The sequence below is a fragment of the Streptomyces sp. NPDC091377 genome (assembly GCF_044757045.1).
Classification (GTDB): Bacteria; Actinomycetota; Actinomycetes; order Streptomycetales; family Streptomycetaceae; genus Streptomyces.
Map to the genome: position 1 here is coordinate 75,275 of NZ_JBIVUE010000017.1, position 17,570 is coordinate 92,844.

Consider the following 17,570-nt stretch of genomic DNA (forward strand, 5'->3'; position numbering starts at 1 on the left):
GAGAGTTCTCGGACTCCCGTCCTCTTTCCCCCACTTACGCAGAGGTGAGATGTGCCATGGGCTTCAAGACGCGGTGGAGACGTACGGCGTCGGCGGCGGTCGGCATCCTGTTCGTCGCCCTTCTGAGCGTGCTGCCCGCACAGCCCGCGGCGGCGGCCACCGGGCAGATCAGCGGCCTGGCCGGCAAGTGTGTCGACGTGGCGGCGGCCGGTACCGCCAACGGCACCGCCGTACAGCTCTACGACTGCAACGGCACCGCCGCCCAGCAGTGGAACGTGGGCTCCGACGGCACCGTCCGGGCGCTCGGCAAGTGTCTGGACGTCTCCGGCGGCTCCACCGCCGACGGCGCCCTGATCCAGCTGTGGGACTGCAACGGCACCGGCGCCCAGCGCTGGTCGGTCTCCGCCGCGCGGGACATCGTCAACCCGCAGGCGAACAAGTGCCTGGACGTCACCGGCAACACCTCGGCCAACGGCACCCGGCTGCAACTGTGGACCTGCTCCGGCGCCGCCCACCAGAAGTGGACCGCCCCGGCGGCCGGCGGACCCGGCACCCCGAGCGGATTCGTGGTCACCGAGGCCCAGTTCCATCAGATGTTCCCGGGCCGCAACCCGTTCTACACCTACAGCGGACTGGTCACCGCCCTGGGCGCCTACCCCGCCTTCGCCGGCACCGGCAGCGACACGGTGAAGCGGCAGGAGGCCGCCGCCTTCCTCGCCAACGTCAACCACGAGACCGGCGGCCTGGTCCACATCGTGGAGCAGAACACGGCCAACTACCCGAACTACTGCAACTGGAGCATGCCGTACGGCTGTCCGGCCGGTCAGGCCGCGTACTACGGCCGCGGGCCGATCCAGCTGAGCTGGAACTTCAACTACAAGGCCGCCGGCGACGCCCTCGGCCTCGACCTGCTCAACAACCCCTGGCTGGTGCAGAACGACGCGAACATCGCCTGGCGCACCGGCCTGTGGTACTGGAACACCCAGAGCGGCCCCGGCACCATGACCCCGCACAACGCGATGGTCAACGGCGCCGGCTTCGGCCAGACCATCCGCTCCATCAACGGCTCACTGGAGTGCGACGGCCGCAACCCGGCCCAGGTGCAGAGCCGGGTCGACGCCTACCAGCGCTTCACCGGCATCCTCGGCGTCCCACCGGGCGCCAACCTGTACTGCTGACGCCTTCCGGTGTCCCCTGGATGCCCGCACGGCCTCCCCGCGGCGCGGCGGCGAGGCGGTGCGGGCACCTCCGGGACAGCCGGTCCGCGCCCGCTACGGCAGCGCCAGCATCCGCTCCAGCGCCAGCTTGGCGAACGCCTCGGTCTCCCGGTCGACCTCGATGCGGTTGACGAGGTTGCCCTCGGCGAGCGACTCCAGCGCCCACACCAGATGCGGCAGGTCGATCCGGTTCATGGTCGAGCAGAAGCAGACCGCCCGGTCGAGGAAGACGATCTCCTTGCCCTCCGGAGCGAAACGGTTCGCCAGTCTCCGGACCAGGTTCAGCTCCGTGCCGATCGCCCACTTCGAACCGGCCGGCGCCGCCTCCAGGGCCTTGATGATGTACTCGGTCGAGCCGACCTGGTCCGCGGCGGCGACGACCTCGTGCCGGCACTCCGGATGCACCAGGACATTGACCCCGGGGATGCGCTCGCGCACCTCGTTGACCGAGTCCAGGCTGAAGCGCCCGTGCACCGAGCAGTGCCCGCGCCACAGGATCATCTTCGCGGCACGCAGTTCGTCGGCCGTCAGCCCGCCGTTCGGCTTGTGCGGGTTGTAGACGACACAGTCGTCCAGGGACAGGCCCATGTCCCGCACGGCGGTGTTGCGGCCCAGGTGCTGATCGGGCAGGAACAGCACCTTCTCGCCCTGCTCGAAGGCCCAGTCCAGGGCGTGGCGGGCGTTGGAGGAGGTGCAGATCGTGCCGCCGTGCTTGCCCGTGAACGCCTTGATGTCGGCCGACGAGTTCATGTACGACACCGGTACGACCTGCTCGGCCACCCCGGCCTCGGTCAGCACGTCCCAGCACTCGGCGACCTGCTCGGCCGTCGCCATGTCGGCCATCGAGCACCCGGCGGCGAGGTCGGGCAGGACCACCTTCTGGGCGTCGGAGGTGAGGATGTCGGCCGACTCGGCCATGAAGTGCACACCGCAGAAGACGATGTACTCCGCCTCCGGCCGGGCCGCCGCGTCCCGGGCCAGCTTGAAGGAGTCGCCGGTGACGTCGGCGAACTGGATGACCTCGTCACGCTGGTAGTGGTGGCCGAGCACGAACACCTTGTCGCCGAGCTTCGCCTTGGCCGCGCGGGCGCGCTCGACCAGGTCCGGGTCGGACGGCGAGGGCAGGTCGCCGGGACACTCGACGCCGCGCTCGCTGCGCGCGTCGGCCTCCCGGCCGAGGAGCAGCAGGGCGAGCGGGGTCGGCTGTACGTCGAGGTCCTGTGTCTGGGCGGTGGTCACGACACGCACCCTTTCTATTTTTCGTCAATTTGACGCTATCTATCATAATCGCTTCACGTCACTTTGACGATGGCCATAGCGTCGATGTGACATGAATCAACGCCGCCTCCATCGACGGCGCCGTTCACCGGCGCTGTCGGCCCGCACGGGCGTGTGCGAGCATGAAGGCAGAGGAAAAAACGCGGCAACGCCCACGCCCGGCCCGGAATGAATCCGCGGCCCCGCCGGTTGCAACCGTCGGCAAGCAGTCTCCGTACAACCCGGGAGAGATGTAGATGTCCGTATCGGACGAGACCACCACCGTCACCGACGGCATCGTCCTGACCGAAGCCGCAGCGGCCAAGGTCAAGGCCCTGCTCGACCAGGAAGGCCGTGACGACCTCGCCCTGCGCGTCGCCGTCCAGCCCGGCGGCTGCTCCGGCCTGCGCTACCAGCTCTTCTTCGACGAGCGCTCCCTCGACGGCGACGTCCTGAAGGACTTCGACGGCGTCAAGGTCGTCACCGACCGGATGAGCGCCCCGTACCTGGGCGGCGCCACCATCGACTTCGTGGACACCATCGAGAAGCAGGGCTTCACGATCGACAACCCCAACGCGACCGGGTCCTGCGCCTGCGGTGACTCCTTCAACTAAAGAACCGCGGTTCTTCGGCATACGTCGAAGAACCCCGTCGTGACGACGAAGGCGGCGGCCCCCTGACACCAGGGGGCCGCCGCCTTCGCGCATCCCGCCACCGCTACCGGGGCAGCCGCGCCCCCGGCTTCTCCAGCACGACGCCCTCGCCGTCCGCCCCGACCACCTTCCGGGCGCCCAGCGGCTCGTCCAGCCGTACCGTCTCGTGCTTGATCTCGGCGATCAGAATGCAGACCTGGTCCGGCCGGGACGTCTCGGTCACCTTCACGGTCACCTTTCCGCCGCTCTCCTTCGCCGTCACCCGGTAGTCCGCGCACGCCCCGCCGGTGAACCGCACGGTCAGCTCGTCGCCCTCGGCCGTGTACGCCTCCACCGGCACATCCCGGGTGCTCGGGCTCGGCTGCGGTGCCCGCGAGGGCTGCGACGACGGGGCGGGCCGGGCGGGCACGGACGAGGTCAGATACTCCGGGGCCACCGCCGGATGCGTCACCGTGACGCCGTCCCGCGCGCCCGGGGCCCGTACCTCGAACAGCCAGGACGGCACCAGCGTCGGCCGCCCCCGCACGGTGTGCGAGGCCAGCCCGAACACCGCGTCCGTCACGGTGATCGACGCCTGCGACCCCCGCTGGTCCGGTACGTCCGTGGAGGGCCCGCACGCCGACTCCGGCTGCCCCTCCTCCAGCGGCACCGGCTCGGCGCACCCGCCGATCCCGCCCCCGCCGCCGTCGGGCCCGGAGTTCAGCAGCTCCAGCGTCCGCGCCGCCCCCAGCACGGGGTACGTCGCCCCCTTGACCGGCGTCTTGAGCAGGCCGTTCCCGGCGACCAGCTCACCCTGCGCGCTCACCGTCAGCTGAGTGCCGAAGCCGAACGTCGGCAGCCCGCCCACCCTGGGCTCCGCGTTCACCAGCCGCTGGGCCCCCGCGACCTCACCCGCGTCCACCTTGGCGGTGTCCTGTCCGACGGCCTTCAGCACGGGCGCGGCGGCCTTGAGCGCCTCGGCCTCGTCCACCGGATCGACCCCCGGGGCGCCCGTCGACGGCCGGGTGCACCGGGTGGGGCTCTGGCAGCCGTCGGGGCCGGGGGAGTAGCGGTGGAAGGTCCAGGCGCCCGGCGCGTCCCGGTTCACCTGGAGGCTCGGCCCCTGTCCGTCCTGACCGCCGATCCGCCAGGACGCCCCCTCGGCGACCGGCTTGCCCGTCACCCCGAGGGCGTCCGCCAGCCGGGCGACCTCGTCGGCGTCGACCTCGGCGGTCGCGGCGTACACGGCCGCGGACTCCGGCCCGCCGGGCAGCTCACCCTCGGCCCGGTACACGCCCCCGTTCGGATCCGGCTCACCCGGCGCGATCCCGCTCCGGTCACCGGCATACCCGTCCAGGGCCAGCGGCGGGGGAGTACCGGCCCCGCCCGGCGCGTCGGCGTTCCCGCCGTCCGCGCCCCCGGAACCCGGGGAACTCCCGGAGTGCGACGTGGCCAGATAGGCCCCGCCACCGCCGACGAGCAGGACGGCGGCGGCGACGGACGCGATGACCAGCGGCGAGCGGCGCAGGGCCACCCGCGACAACCGCGCCCGATACCCGGCCCCCGGGGCTCCCACGGCCCCCTCAGTGTTCCCGTTGTCCCCGTTGTCCCCGGTGTCCCCGGGGTTCCTGACCTCGTCGACGGGCCGGCGCTCCGGCTGTTCGGGTCGCTCGCTGTCCACCCTCGCTCCTTCGGCCGCGCGGACTCCCCTTCAGGGCATGCCGTTGGGACGCGGCGGGGGCGCGTACGGTTCCCGCGCACGCCGTGAGCGCGCCGGGGACAACCGTCGGAACCGGGACGGACCGGACGCCCGGACCGGACGCCCGGACCGGATGGCGGGAGGAGAGGCAGGAGGAGGGGGTGCGGGACGGCGGGACGGCAGGACGCGCCCGCTCAGTCGCCGTACTCCACCGTGTCCTCCAGCAGCCGGGCCGACGACGACGGCACCGTCACCCCGTGGATCAGGGACGGCGGGACCGGCCGTGCCGGATCCCGGCGCGGCTCCGGATAGCGTGGCGCCATCCGGGCGCAGTCCCCGCGCAGCGACGCGAGGCCGCCTTCGAGGTCGGCCGGAGCGGGGGCGTGGACCCTGGGGTTCGTCATAGCGGCACCGTAAGCACGTCGAGGCTTGCGAAGAAAGGGCTACTATCGGGTAGTTTCGCCCGCTTCAGCGGCGCCGGGCCGACCCGGTAGCGTTGACTGTCACTTCCCGTCCACCCAGGAGCGTTCTCGCCGTGCGCATCGCTGTCTCCGGCTCCATCGCCACCGACCACCTCATGACGTTCCCCGGCCGCTTCGCCGATCAACTCGTGGCGGATCAGCTGCACACGGTCTCGCTGTCCTTCCTGGTCGACAAACTCGATGTCCGCCGGGGCGGGGTCGGCGCCAACATCGCCTTCGGCATGGGGCAGCTCGGCACCGCCCCGGTGCTGGTCGGCGCGGCGGGCGCGGACTTCGACGAGTACCGGGCCTGGCTGGAGCGGCACGGCGTCGACACCGACTCGGTCCGGATCTCCGAGACCCTGCACACCGCGCGCTTCGTCTGCACCACCGACGCCGACCACAACCAGATCGGCTCCTTCTACACCGGGGCGATGAGCGAGGCCCGCCTCATCGAGCTGAAGACCGTCGCCGACCGCACCGGCGGTCTGGACCTGGTGCTGATCGGCGCCGACGACCCGGAGGCCATGCTCCGCCACACGGAGGAGTGCAAGACCCGGGACATCGCGTTCGCCGCCGACTTCTCCCAGCAGATCGCCCGGATGAACGGGGACGAGATCCGGATACTGGTGGACGGCGCCGCGTACCTCTTCTCCAACGAGTACGAGAAGGGGCTCATCGAGTCCAAGACCGGCTGGACGGACGAGGAGATCCTCGGCAGGGTCGGCCACCGCGTCACCACCCTGGGCGCGCGCGGCGTACGGATCGAGCGGGCCGGCGAGGACCCGATCGAGGTCGGCTGCGCGGAGGAGGAGCGCAAGGCCGACCCCACGGGCGTCGGCGACGCCTTCCGCGCCGGCTTCCTGTCCGGGCTGGCCTGGGGGGTCTCCCTCGAACGGGCGGCCCAGGTCGGGTGCATGCTCGCCACGCTCGTCATCGAGACCGTGGGAACCCAGGAGTACCAGCTGCGGCGGGCCCACTTCATGGACCGGTTCACCAAGGCGTACGGCCATGACGCCGCCCAGGAGGTCCGCACCCACCTGCGCTGAGCACCCCGGGGAGCGGGGATCACCTCACCCGGCGCACCACATGGGCCGATCCCCGCTCCGCCCGCTCCTCTCCGACGTACTCCTGGCCCCGCATCTCGCACCACGCCGGGATGTCCAGCCGGGCGGCCTCGTCGTCGGCCAGGACCCGGACCGTGCCGCCGACCGGGACCTCACCGATCACCTTGGCCAGTTCGATGACGGGGAGCGGGCAGAGTTTGCCCAGGGCGTCCACCACCAGCGTGTCCTCGTGCACCGCGGTGGCGGGCGCCACGGCGCCGAGTTGTGCGCGGACCGCGGCCACCGCCCGCGGCAGGACCTCCAGGAACCGCTCGACCTCCGCCCCCGCCGTCCCCGGCGGCAGCGACACCCGTACGTTCCCCTCGCTCAGCACCCCCATCGCCTTCAGGACATGGCTGGGCGTCAGCGTGCTGCTGGTGCAGGACGATCCGGAGGAGACGGAGAAGCCCTCGCGGTCCAGCGCGTGGAGCAGGGTCTCCCCGTCGGCATAGAGACAGGAGAAGGTGACGATCCCCGGCAGCCGCCGCTCCGGGTCGCCGACCACCTCCACGTCCGCCACCCGCTCCGGCACCGCCGCCCGGATCCGCTCCGTCAGTTCCCGCAGCCGCCGCGCCTCCTCGGCCGCCTCCGCCCGCACCGCCCGCAGGGAGGCCGCCGCCGCGACGATCGCCGGGAGGTTCTCGAACCCCGGCACCCGCCCCGACTCCCGCTCGTCGGCGGGATCCCGGGGCGCGAACCGCACCCCCTTGCGCACCACGAGCAGCCCGACCCCGGAAGGCCCGCCCCATTTGTGCGCACTGGCCGTCAGCAGCGACCAGTCCCCGTCCACCGGCCCCCACCCCAGCGACTGGGCCGCGTCCACCAGCAGCGGCACCCCCGCCGCCCGGCACACCCGCGCCACCTCGGCCACCGGTTGCACGGTGCCCACCTCGTGGTTGGCGGACTGGAGACAGGCGAGCGCGGTGTCGGACCGCAGGGCGTCGGCGTACGACCGCGCGCTCACCGCACCCGTCCGGTCCACCGCGACCCGGGTCACCGTCCCGCCGTCCGCCTCCTGCGCCTCGGCCGAATGGAGCACGGAAGAATGCTCGACGGCTGACACGATCAGGTGACGCCCGATCCGCCTACGGCCGGCCAGCGCCCCCGCGATCCCGGAGTGCACGGCCCGGGTCCCGGACGAGGTGAACACCAACTCGTCCGCCCGGCACCCCACCGCCTCCGCGGCGGCCTCCCGTGCCGCGTCGAGCAGCATCCGGGCCCGCCGCCCTTCCCTGTACAACCGCGAAGGATCGGCCCACCCCTCGTCCCACGAGGCAAGCAGCGCCTGCCGGGCGACGGGATGCGGCGGAACACCGGACGCGGCGTCGAAGTAACCCATCCCCCCACGCTAGGGCCTGCCCCGGATCGCCCGCCGCGGGCGGCCCCCGCGGGGGCGCGCGGAACGGCCCGGACGGCCCTGGTGAAGGCCGCGCCCGCCGTCGACGGAACCGGATCCCACCAGCGCGAAACCCCGCCCGCCGCCAAACCGGCGAACCACCCCGCCCACTAGGCCCCCCTCCCCGCGAACCCCCGAAAGGCGTCGGCTAGGGTTTGGTCCGCATAAACATCCAAACCCCTGCCCGTCGCAGGGCGGCTTACCGACCAGATGAGCAGGGCGGGCCGCAGCCGATCCGCGCGGGCGAGACTCTCGGGAAGGCGCTACGTGAGTCCCAACGGCTCCGACCTCCCCCACGGCCTGAAGGGCGTGGGCGGTACCCCCAAGCCGCGGCGCCCGATGCGGCAAAAGCTGCTGCAGGCACTGACCGCGGGCCTGGTCCTGGCGACCGCGACCGGTTGCACATGGGAGGACTTCCCCCGCCTCGGTATGCCCACCCCCGTCACGGAAGAGGCTCCACGGATCCTCTCCCTGTGGCAGGGATCCTGGGCTGCCGCGCTCGCCGTCGGCGTGCTGGTGTGGGGCCTGATCCTGTGGAGCGCGATCTTCCATCGGCGCAGCCGCACCAAGATCGAGGTCCCTCCGCAGACTCGGTACAACGTGCCGATCGAGGCGCTCTACACGGTGGTCCCCATCATCATCGTGTCGGTCCTCTTCTACTTCACGGCTCGCGACGAGACGAAGCTGCTCAGTCTGGAGAAGAAGCCCGACGTCACGGTGAACGTGGTCGGCTTCCAGTGGAGCTGGTGCTTCAACTACATCGCGAACGTCGAGGGTTCCACGGGCGACGCCAAGACCGCCAAGGAACTCGACGCGATCCCGGACCGCTACAGGAAGGACTTCCCGGCGGACGCCGGTGGGGCCTACTCCTGCGGTACGCCCGGTGAGCGCAACCCGCAGACCAACAACCCGGGCCCGACGCTCGTGCTGCCGGAAGGCAAGACGGTCCGCTTCGTCCTCACCTCGCGGGATGTCATCCACTCCTTCTGGGTGGTGCCGTTCCTGTTCAAGCAGGACGTCATCCCGGGCCACACCAACGCCTTCCAGGTGACCCCGAACAAGCAGGGAACCTTCCTGGGCAAGTGCGCCGAGCTGTGCGGTGTCGACCACTCCCGGATGCTGTTCAACGTGAAGGTCGTCTCCGAAGAGCGGTACGAGCAGCACCTCAAGGACCTGGCCAAGAAGGGGCAGACCGGTTACGTTCCCGCCGGCATCGCGCAGACGAGCCACGAGAAGAACCGGGAGACGAACCAGCTGTGAGCATCCTCAACGAACCCCAGGGTGTGGGGACCGCGGCAGCGGTCACCTCGCACTACGAGGACGAGCTGCCGGTCCGGCGCAAGCAGCCGGGCAATGTCGTGGTGAAGTGGCTGACGACCACCGACCACAAGACGATCGGCACGATGTACCTGGTCACGTCGTTCGCGTTCTTCGTCATCGGTGGCGCGATGGCCCTCTTCATGCGCGCCGAGCTGGCCCGTCCGGGCCTGCAGATCATGTCGAACGAACAGTTCAACCAGGCGTTCACCATGCATGGCACGATCATGCTGCTGATGTTCGCGACGCCGCTGTTCGCCGGATTCGCCAACTGGATCATGCCGCTGCAGATCGGCGCCCCCGATGTGGCGTTCCCGCGGCTGAACATGTTCGCCTACTGGCTCTACCTGTTCGGCTCGCTGATCGCGGTGGGCGGCTTCCTCACCCCGAACGGCGCGGCGAGCTTCGGCTGGTTCGCCTACTCCCCGCTGTCGGACGCGGTCCGCTCGCCGGGGCTCGGCTCCGACATGTGGATCATGGGTCTGGCCCTCTCCGGCTTCGGCACCATCCTCGGCTCGGTCAACTTCATCACCACGATCATCTGCATGCGCGCCCCCGGCATGACGATGTTCCGCATGCCGATCTTCACCTGGAACGTGCTGCTGACCGGTGTGCTGGTCCTGCTGGCCTTCCCGGTGCTGGCCGCCGCGCTGTTCGCCCTGGAGGCGGACCGCAAGTTCGGTGCGCACATCTTCGACGCGGCCAACGGCGGAGCCTTGCTGTGGCAACACCTCTTCTGGTTCTTCGGCCATCCAGAGGTGTACATCATCGCCTTGCCGTTCTTCGGCATCATCAGTGAGGTCATCCCGGTCTTCGCCCGCAAGCCGATGTTCGGCTACCAGGGCCTGATCGCCGCCACCATCGCGATCGCCGGTCTGTCCGTGACCGTGTGGGCCCACCACATGTATGTCACCGGCGGGGTGCTGCTGCCGTTCTTCTCCTTCATGACGTTCCTCATCGCCGTACCGACCGGTGTGAAGTTCTTCAACTGGATCGGCACGATGTGGAAGGGCTCACTGTCCTTCGAGACCCCGATGCTGTGGGCCACCGGCTTCCTGATCACCTTCACCTTCGGTGGTCTGACCGGTGTCATCCTGGCCTCGCCCCCGATGGACTTCCACGTCTCCGACTCGTACTTCGTGGTGGCGCACTTCCACTACGTCGTCTTCGGCACCGTCGTCTTCGCGATGTTCTCCGGCTTCCACTTCTGGTGGCCGAAGTGGACCGGCAAGATGCTGGACGAACGGCTCGGCAAGATCACCTTCTGGACGCTGTTCGTCGGCTTCCACGGCACCTTCCTGGTCCAGCACTGGCTGGGCGCCGAGGGCATGCCGCGCCGGTACGCCGACTATCTGGCGGCCGACGGCTTCACCGCCCTGAACATGGTCTCCACGATCAGCTCGTTCGTCCTGGGCGCGTCGATCCTGCCGTTCATCTACAACGTCTGGAAGACCGCCCGCTACGGCAAGCCGGTCGGGGTGGACGACCCCTGGGGCTACGGCCGCTCCCTGGAGTGGGCCACCTCCTGCCCGCCGCCGCGGCACAACTTCCTCACCCTGCCGCGGATCCGCAGTGAATCCCCGGCGTTCGACCTGCATCACCCCGAGATCGCCGCACTGGACCAGCTCGGCCACGGCGGCCACGAAGCCGGCGCCATCGCGGGCGGCAAGGAGGCCGGCAAGTGAAGATCCAGGGCAAGATGTTCATGTGGCTGAGCGTCTTCGTCCTCGCCATGGCGATCGTCTATGGCGTGTGGTCGAAGGAGCCGGTCGGTACCACGGCCCTCTTCCTGTCCTTCGGCCTGTGCGCCATGATCGGCTTCTACCTGGGCTTCACCGCCCGGCGGGTCGACGCGGGCGCCCAGGACAACGAGGAGGCCGATGTCGCGGACGACGCCGGTGAGCTGGGCTTCTTCAGCCCGCACAGCTGGCAGCCGCTCGCGCTCGGCGTCGGTGGCGCGCTCGCCTTCCTCGGTGTGGCCGTCGGCTGGTGGCTGCTGTACTTCTCCCTGCCGGTCATCCTGATCGGCATCTGGGGCTGGGTCTTCGAGTACTACCGCGGCGAGAACCGCACGCAGTAGCACCACCGGCACCACCCGTTCGGCGCTGAGCCCGGACCCTCCGTCAGGAGGGCCCGGGCTCACGCCTTTGCCTCCCGTGTCACCCGTGCGGCTCACCCCGCGCGCCGGGACGCGCGAGGCTTTCTAGCGTGAGGGCATGAGCACCTCTCCGCACACCCGTACCGTCGTCAGCTGCACGCTGCTGGTGATGGCCCTCGGTGTGACCGTCACCGCCTGCGGCAGCGACGGCAACCCGCTCGCGGCCACGCCGTACGACGCTGCGGAACAGATCACCTTCCAGGGCGCCACCGGCACCGGCACCGGTACCGGCACCAAGGCGGACACCGAGGCCGGTACCAAGGGCAGACCCAAGGCCGGCGCCAAGACCGACACGAAGACCGAACGGGCCGGGCCGCAGAAGGCCGACCCCGCCAAGCCCCTGGAGGTCACGGCCCAGGGCAAGGGCCGGATCACCGACGTCACCGCCGTGGACGCCGCAGGACGCTTTCTCGCGGGCGAACTCGCCGCCGACGGCCGCCGCTGGCACAGCACCTCCCCGCTGGCCGCGGACGCCCACTACACGGTCCGGGTGAGCACCGAGAACGAGGACGGCAAGCCCGGCCGCAAGCTCCACGCCTTCGACACCGGCAAACCCCTCAGCAAGAAGCGCGTCGACGTGTACTTCGGCCCCGAGAAGGGCACGTACGGCGTCGGCCAGCCGATCGTCGCCGAACTGAGCACCCCGGTCGCGGACAAGGCCCAGCGGGCCATCGTGGAGCGCGGTCTGAAGGTCACCTCGACCCCCGCGGCGGAGGGCGCCTGGCACTGGGTGAACGACGAGGAGCTGCACTTCCGGCCCAAGGACTTCTGGCCCGCCCACGCCAGCATCCGGGTCCGCAGCAATCTGGAGGGCATCAAGGTCAGCGACCGGCTCTGGGGCGGCAAGGCGGAGCCCCTCGACCTGAAGACCGGGGACCGGGTCATCGCCGTCACGGACGCCTCCGCGCACTGGATGACCGTCGAGCGCAACGGGGAGGAGATCATCTCCGTGCCGGTCACCACCGGCAAACCCGGCTTCGAGACCCGCAACGGCGTCAAGGTGGTGCTGGGCAAGGAGTACTTCGTACGCATGCGCGGCACCAGCGTCGGCATCTCCGCCAGCTCCTCGGAGGGCTACAACCTGCCGGTCTACTGGGCCACCCGGGTCACCTGGAGCGGCGAGTACGTGCACGCCGCGCCCTGGTCCATCGGGTCGCACGGCAGCGCCAACGTCAGCCACGGCTGCACCGGCATGAGCACCGGCAACGCCGCCCACTTCTTCGAGAACGTCCGCGAGGGCGACGTCGTCGAGGTCATCAACTCCTGGGGCGACGAGATGGAGCCCTTCGGCAACGGCTTCGGCGACTGGAACCTCGACTGGAAGGACTGGCGCGAGGGCAGCGCCATCCTGGGCGGCACCCCCGACGGCCCGAAGCCCGAGGACGCGGCCCGCCTCCGGCCCCAGCAGACCTGAGCCGGGGCGACACACGAAGGGGCGGGGCCGCCGCGGCCCCGCCCCTCCCCGTACCGTGGGACGTCAGACGCTCTGCAGCTTCCGGGTCCGCAGCAGCGAGGCCAGCGCCGAGGCGAACTCCACCGGCTCCACCGGCAGGGTCACCGCGGCCTCCGCCCGCGACCAGGTCGCCAGCCAGGCGTCCTGCGGCCGGCCCATCAGCAGCAGCACCGGCGGGCACTCGTAGATCTCGTCCTTGATCTGCCGGCACAGCCCCATGCCGCCCATGGGCGTGGACTCGCCGTCGAACACACAGACATCGATACCGCCCTTGTCCAGCTCGGACAGCACGGCGGCGGGCGTGGCGCACTCCACGAACGAGACGGGCGGCACATCGGGAGCCGGCCGACGGCCGGCGGCCAACCGCACCTGCTCGCGGGTGTGGGAGTCGTCGCTGTAGACCAGCACCGTGGCGGTCGGCTGCATTGCTTCCTCCGTGACATCGGCTGACATCGGCGTCATAAGGCCGGGCGGGCGGAGCCCCGGTGCCGCGGATGCTACTCCCTTGAACACCCCGTCAACACCTGTGGGAACGCCTCGGTGATCGGCCATCCGGGCAGTACACACCCTGCGGACACTCCGAACGGCACCCCCCGGAGTGAGGGCGGGATAAGCGACCGACATAATGTCGGCGTGGCGACAGCAACGACAGTAGAAACCGGGCACGCGCACCCGTCGGTCAATCGGCCGAACCTCACCAGCGTCGGAACCATCATCTGGTTGAGTTCCGAGCTGATGTTCTTCGCGGCCCTCTTCGCGATGTACTTCACCCTGCGATCGGTGACCGGTCCCGAGTTCTGGAAGGAGAAGGCGGACACGCTCGCCTTCGGGTTCTCGGCGACCAACACCACGATCCTGGTGCTCTCCTCCCTCACCTGCCAGCTCGGCGTGTTCGCCGCCGAGCGCGGTGATGTGAAGAAGCTCCGGATGTGGTTCATCGTCACCTTCATCATGGGCTCGGTCTTCATCGGCGGCCAGGTCTACGAGTACACCGAGCTGGTGAAGCACGAGGGCCTCTCGCTCTCGTCCGATCCGTACGGCTCGGTGTTCTACCTGACCACCGGCTTCCACGGGCTGCACGTGACAGGCGGTCTGATCGCCTTCCTGCTGGTCCTCGCCCGTACCTACGCGGCACGGAGGTTCACCCATGAGCAGGCGACCGCGGCCATCGTCGTGTCCTACTACTGGCACTTCGTCGATGTCGTCTGGATCGGCCTCTTCGCCACGATCTACATGATCAAGTAGCCGGGCCCCGTGCCTCGCGCACGCTCCCGCATTCCAGAAGCAGCATCGACGCAGAAGATCCTGACACCGGGGTAATCCGTGAAAAAGCTCTCCGCACGACGACGCCATCCGCTGGCGGCGGTCGTCGTCCTCATCCTCGCGCTGGCGGCCACTGGGGGGCTGTACGCCACGTTCGCGCCCGCGGACAAGGCGCAGGCCGATGAGACCGCCCAGTCCCTCGCCATCGAAGAGGGCAAGAAGCTCTACGCCGTCGGCTGCGCCAGTTGCCACGGCACCGGCGGGCAGGGCACCACCGACGGCCCGAGCCTGGTCGGTGTGGGCGCCGCCGCCGTGGACTTCCAGGTCGCCACCGGCCGGATGCCGGCGGCCACCTCGCAGGGCGTACAGGTACCGGCGAAGAAGAACATCTACACGCAGGCCGAGATCGACCAGCTCGCCGCGTTCATCTCCTCGCTGGGCGCCGGCCCGAACGTCCCCACACCGGAGCAGTACGGCCCGGAGGGTGCGGACATCGCCAAGGGCGGCGAGCTGTTCCGCAACAACTGCGCGCAGTGCCACAACTTCACCGGCAAGGGCGGTGCCCTGACCAAGGGCAAGTACGCGCCTCCGCTCGACGGTGTCGACCCGAAGCACATCTACGAGGCCATGCAGACCGGCCCGCAGAACATGCCTTCGTTCCCCGACACCACCCTGTCGGAGCAGAACAAGAAGGACATCATCGCCTACCTCGACGCGGTCAACAGCTCCGACACCGAGAACCCGGGTGGCATGTCGCTGGGCGGTCTCGGGCCGGTCAGTGAGGGCCTCTTCGCGTGGATCTTCGGCCTCGGCGCGCTGATCGCCACCGCCGTGTGGGTCGCCGCCCGGACCGCAAAGGCCAAGAAGTCATGAGCAGCCAAGACATTCCAGAAGAGAACCTGCCGGCCGAGCAGGACCCCGCGCACGGCGCGGTGAGCCCCGCGGACGAGAAGAACCCGTTCGCCGACCCGGGCATGCCGCCCCACGAGCCGCGCATCCAGGACATCGACGAGCGGGCCGCCAAGCGGTCCGAGCGTGCGGTCGCCTTCATGTTCACGCTGTCGATGCTGGCCACGGCCGGTTTCATCGCCTCGTACGTGGCCATCCCGAAGGAAAAGTCGATCTTCGTCTTTCCGCTCGGGCACATCAACGCGCTGAACTTCGCGCTGGGCCTGACCCTGGGCGTCGCGCTGTTCGCCATCGGCGCGGGCGCCGTCCACTGGGCCCGCACCCTGATGTCGGACCACGAGATCGCCGACGAGCGTCACCCGATCCAGGCCGCCCCCGAGGTCAAGGCCCAGGTCCTGGCCGACTTCAAGCAGGGTGCCAAGGAGTCCGCGCTCGGCCGTCGCAAGCTGATCCGCACCACCATGTTCGGCGCGATGGCGCTGTTCCCCCTCTCCGGTGTCGTCCTGCTGCGTGACCTCGGCCCGCTGCCCGAGGACAAGCTGCGCCACACGCTCTGGAAGAAGGGCAAGCTGCTCGTCAACATGAACACGCACGAGCCGCTGCGTCCCTCGGACGTCGCCGTCGGCTCGCTGACGTTCGCCATGCCCGAGGGCCTCGACGAGCACGACCACGACTTCCAGGTCCAGATCGCCAAGGCCGCCCTGATGATCGTCCGGATCCAGCCCGGCGACATCAAGGACAAGCGCGAGCTGGAGTGGTCGGTCGACGGCATCGTGGCGTACTCCAAGATCTGCACCCACGTCGGTTGCCCGATCTCGCTGTACGAGCAGCAGACGCACCACGTGCTGTGCCCCTGCCACCAGTCCACCTTCGACCTCTCCGACGGCGCCCGGGTCATCTTCGGCCCCGCCGGTCACGCCCTGCCGCAGTTGCAGATCGGCGTGAACGACGAGGGCTATCTTCAGGCGCTGGGCGACTTCGAAGAGCCCGTCGGCCCCTCTTTCTGGGAGCGCGGATGAGCACCAACGAAACCACCGAGCAGCGGCGCGGGAAGGCGCCGGCGGGCGAGCGCGTCGCCGACTGGGCGGACGGCCGGCTGGGAATCTACTCCCTGGCCAAGGCCAACATGCGCAAGATCTTCCCCGACCACTGGTCGTTCATGCTGGGCGAGATCTGCCTGTACAGCTTTGTCATCATCATCCTCACGGGTGTGTATCTGACGCTGTTCTTCCACCCGTCGATGAACGAGGTGGAGTACGCCGGCTCCTACGTCCCGATGCAGGGTCAGCTGGTGTCCGAGGCGTTCAACTCGACCATGCACATCTCCTTCGATGTGCGCGGTGGTCTGCTGATCCGGCAGATCCACCACTGGGCGGCGCTGATCTTCCTCGCCGGCATGTTCGTGCACATGATGCGCGTGTTCTTCACGGGCGCGTTCCGCAAGCCGCGTGAGATCAACTGGCTGTTCGGGTTCCTGCTCTTCGTCCTCGGCATGTTCACCGGTTTCACCGGCTACTCGCTCCCGGACGACCTGCTCTCCGGCACCGGTGTCCGCTTCACGCAGGGCGCGATCCTGTCCATGCCGATCGTCGGCACGTACATCTCGTTCTTCCTGTTCGGCGGGGAGTTCCCGGGCGGCGACTTCGTGGCCCGCTTCTACTCCATCCACATCCTGCTGCTGCCGGGCATCATGCTCGGTCTCGTGGTCGCCCACCTGATCCTGGTCGTCTACCACAAGCACACCCAGTTCGCGGGTCCCGGCCGCACCAACAAGAACGTCGTCGGCATGCCGCTGATGCCGGTCTACATGGCCAAGGCCGGTGGCTTCTTCTTCCTGGTCTTCGGCGCCATCGCGGCCATCGCGGCGATCGCCCAGATCAACCCGATCTGGGTGCTCGGCCCCTACCGGCCGGACCAGGTCTCCACCGGCGCCCAGCCCGACTGGTACATGGGCTTCGCGGAAGGACTCATCCGGTTCTTCCCCGGCTGGGAGGTCAACTTCTGGGGCCACACCCTGGTCCTGGGCGTGTTCATCCCGCTGGTGCTGTTCGGTGTGGTCCTGATGGCCCTCGCGGCGTATCCGTTCATCGAGTCCTGGATCACCGGCGACAAGCGCGAGCACCACATCCTGGACCGGCCGCGCAACGCCCCGACGCGTACCGCGTTCGGTGTCGCCTGGATCACGATGTACATGATCACGCTGGTCGGTGGTGGAAACGACCTGTGGGCCACCCACTTCCAGCTGTCGATCAACGCCGTCACCTGGGTCGTACGGATCGGCTTCTTCGCCGGACCGATCATCGCGTTCATCATCACCAAGCGGATCTGCCTCGGCCTTCAGCGCCGGGACCGCGAGAAGGTGCTGCACGGCCGCGAGACCGGCACCATCAAGCGGCTGCCGCACGGTGAGTTCATCGAGGTGCACGAGCCGCTCAGCCAGGAGCAGCTGCACACCCTCACCGCGCACGACCAGTACGAGCCGGCCATGGTCGGCGCGGCCACCGACGAGAACGGTGTCGCCCGCAAGGTGAAGGCGCCGGACAAGCTCCGCGCCAAGCTCAGCAAGGCGTACTACGGAGAGGACTCGCAGATCCCGAAGCCGACGGCCGAGGAGTACAAGGAGATCACGAGCGGCCACGGCCACCACTGATCCCCGCGCGTTCGCCACACACCGAGGGCCCCGCTCCAGCCGGAGCGGGGCC

Annotated in this window: 16 protein-coding genes; 11 read left to right on the forward strand and 5 right to left on the reverse strand. The window is 69.5% G+C overall.

The window, feature by feature from the left end; genetic code table 11:
- Positions 1–56: 56 nt before the first annotated feature.
- Complete coding sequence (locus ACIQNG_RS30175) at positions 57–1,178, forward strand: glycoside hydrolase family 19 protein (RefSeq protein WP_401489387.1); 1,122 nt, start codon at positions 57–59, stop codon at positions 1,176–1,178.
- 93 nt (positions 1,179–1,271) lie between these two features.
- Here ACIQNG_RS30175 and nadA read toward each other — a convergent pair whose 3' ends face one another.
- Complete coding sequence (nadA, locus tag ACIQNG_RS30180; RefSeq protein ID WP_401489389.1) at positions 1,272–2,456, reverse strand: quinolinate synthase NadA; 1,185 nt, start codon at positions 2,454–2,456, stop codon at positions 1,272–1,274.
- Positions 2,457–2,731: 275 nt separating this feature from the next.
- On the opposite strand from nadA, the gene ACIQNG_RS30185 reads away from it, so the two are divergent.
- Complete coding sequence (locus ACIQNG_RS30185) at positions 2,732–3,088, forward strand: HesB/IscA family protein (RefSeq protein ID WP_401426919.1); 357 nt, start codon at positions 2,732–2,734, stop codon at positions 3,086–3,088.
- Positions 3,089–3,191: 103 nt separating this feature from the next.
- Here ACIQNG_RS30185 and ACIQNG_RS30190 read toward each other — a convergent pair whose 3' ends face one another.
- Together ACIQNG_RS30190 and ACIQNG_RS30195 are read right to left on the reverse strand one after the other, a co-directional pair.
- The gene (locus tag ACIQNG_RS30190) at positions 3,192–4,787 is read right to left on the reverse strand and encodes a hypothetical protein (RefSeq protein WP_401489391.1); all 1,596 of its coding nucleotides are present in this window, start codon (positions 4,785–4,787) and stop codon (positions 3,192–3,194) included.
- A gap of 212 nt (positions 4,788–4,999) precedes the next feature.
- Entirely contained in the window at positions 5,000–5,209 is a 210-nt protein-coding gene (locus ACIQNG_RS30195) for a hypothetical protein (protein WP_401489393.1), read from the reverse strand.
- Between the two features lie 131 nt (positions 5,210–5,340).
- Between ACIQNG_RS30195 and ACIQNG_RS30200 the strand changes: the two genes are divergently transcribed.
- Positions 5,341–6,315: a carbohydrate kinase family protein gene (locus ACIQNG_RS30200; protein ID WP_401489395.1), complete on the forward strand. Its 975-nt coding sequence runs from the start codon at positions 5,341–5,343 to the stop codon at positions 6,313–6,315.
- 19 nt (positions 6,316–6,334) lie between these two features.
- On the opposite strand, the gene ACIQNG_RS30205 is transcribed toward ACIQNG_RS30200, so the two are convergent.
- Complete coding sequence (locus ACIQNG_RS30205; RefSeq protein WP_401489397.1) at positions 6,335–7,711, reverse strand: cysteine desulfurase/sulfurtransferase TusA family protein; 1,377 nt, start codon at positions 7,709–7,711, stop codon at positions 6,335–6,337.
- 324 nt (positions 7,712–8,035) lie between these two features.
- On the opposite strand from ACIQNG_RS30205, the gene coxB reads away from it, so the two are divergent.
- From coxB to ACIQNG_RS30225, 4 genes are all read left to right on the forward strand, one after another.
- The gene (coxB, locus tag ACIQNG_RS30210) at positions 8,036–9,028 is read left to right on the forward strand and encodes a cytochrome c oxidase subunit II (protein ID WP_401426930.1); all 993 of its coding nucleotides are present in this window, start codon (positions 8,036–8,038) and stop codon (positions 9,026–9,028) included.
- A complete protein-coding gene (gene ctaD / locus ACIQNG_RS30215) occupies positions 9,025–10,770 on the forward strand; it encodes a cytochrome c oxidase subunit I (protein ID WP_401426933.1) in 1,746 nt (581 codons plus the stop codon). Before coxB ends, ctaD begins: the two co-directional genes overlap by 4 nt.
- Positions 10,767–11,165, forward strand: a complete 399-nt coding sequence (locus ACIQNG_RS30220; protein WP_401426935.1) for a cytochrome c oxidase subunit 4 — start codon at positions 10,767–10,769, stop codon at positions 11,163–11,165. The genes ctaD and ACIQNG_RS30220 overlap by 4 nt, the downstream gene beginning before the upstream one ends.
- Before the next feature lie 136 nt (positions 11,166–11,301).
- Positions 11,302–12,657, forward strand: coding sequence for an Ig-like domain-containing protein (locus ACIQNG_RS30225; protein WP_401489399.1), 1,356 nt, complete (start codon positions 11,302–11,304; stop codon positions 12,655–12,657).
- 63 nt (positions 12,658–12,720) lie between these two features.
- On the opposite strand, the gene ACIQNG_RS30230 is transcribed toward ACIQNG_RS30225, so the two are convergent.
- The gene (locus ACIQNG_RS30230; RefSeq protein ID WP_401489497.1) at positions 12,721–13,122 is read right to left on the reverse strand and encodes a hypothetical protein; all 402 of its coding nucleotides are present in this window, start codon (positions 13,120–13,122) and stop codon (positions 12,721–12,723) included.
- Between the two features lie 207 nt (positions 13,123–13,329).
- On the opposite strand from ACIQNG_RS30230, the gene ACIQNG_RS30235 reads away from it, so the two are divergent.
- From ACIQNG_RS30235 to ACIQNG_RS30250, 4 genes are all read left to right on the forward strand, one after another.
- Positions 13,330–13,941, forward strand: coding sequence for a heme-copper oxidase subunit III (locus ACIQNG_RS30235; RefSeq protein ID WP_401426942.1), 612 nt, complete (start codon positions 13,330–13,332; stop codon positions 13,939–13,941).
- A 78-nt stretch (positions 13,942–14,019) separates the two neighbouring features.
- A complete protein-coding gene (locus tag ACIQNG_RS30240) occupies positions 14,020–14,832 on the forward strand; it encodes a c-type cytochrome (RefSeq protein WP_401426944.1) in 813 nt (270 codons plus the stop codon).
- Positions 14,829–15,887: a Rieske 2Fe-2S domain-containing protein gene (locus ACIQNG_RS30245; protein WP_401489401.1), complete on the forward strand. Its 1,059-nt coding sequence runs from the start codon at positions 14,829–14,831 to the stop codon at positions 15,885–15,887. The genes ACIQNG_RS30240 and ACIQNG_RS30245 overlap by 4 nt, the downstream gene beginning before the upstream one ends.
- The gene (locus ACIQNG_RS30250; protein WP_401489403.1) at positions 15,884–17,518 is read left to right on the forward strand and encodes a cytochrome bc complex cytochrome b subunit; all 1,635 of its coding nucleotides are present in this window, start codon (positions 15,884–15,886) and stop codon (positions 17,516–17,518) included. The genes ACIQNG_RS30245 and ACIQNG_RS30250 overlap by 4 nt, the downstream gene beginning before the upstream one ends.
- Positions 17,519–17,570: the final 52 nt, after the last annotated feature.